1 protein-coding gene is annotated in these 571 nt (G+C 67.4%); it reads left to right on the top strand.

The genetic code is table 11. The features are described from left to right. Positions 1-571, top strand: a 571-nt coding sequence (locus tag CLD20_RS20000; RefSeq protein WP_224408438.1) for a M48 family metalloprotease, incomplete at both ends; no start/stop codon positions are given.

The following is a 571-nucleotide window of genomic DNA, read 5'->3' as shown; positions in this document are numbered from 1 at the left end:
CGGTACGCTGGTGACCCCGGATACCACGGATCCGTTGCGTCGACGGCTGCGCCATGTGGTGGAGGAAATGGCGATCGCCTCGGGCGTGCCGGTGCCGGAGATCTACCTGCTTGAGCAGGAGGCCGGGATCAATGCCTTCGCGGCCGGTTACACGCCCGCCGACGCGGCGGTCGCGGTGACCCAGGGCGCGCTGGAGACCCTGAGCCGGGCCGAGCTGCAAGGCGTCATCGCCCATGAGTTCGGGCATATCCTCAATGGCGACATGCGGCTGAACATTCGGCTGATGGGGGTTCTGTTCGGCATCCTGGTGCTGGCGTTGCTGGGGCGTTTCCTGCTGAGTTCGGCTCGGCTGTCGGCGCGCCGCGATGGGCGGGGTGTCCTGGCGATCGGCCTGGCGCTGGTCGCGGTCGGTTATGTCGGACTTTTCTTCGGTCGCCTGATTCAGGCGTCGGTCTCGCGTCAACGCGAATTCCTGGCCGATGCCTCGGCGGTGCGCTTTACCCGCGAGCCATCCGGGATCGCCGGGGCGCTGAAGAAAATCGGCGCCGCGGGCTCCGGATCCGTCTTGACC

Origin of the sequence: Afifella sp. IM 167 (genome assembly GCF_020144925.1) — a bacterium.
Taxonomy (GTDB): Bacteria; Pseudomonadota; Alphaproteobacteria; order Rhizobiales; family Afifellaceae; genus Afifella.
The sequence above is the reverse complement of the archived record's forward strand: the minus strand, read 5'-3'. Positions and strand labels throughout refer to the sequence as shown.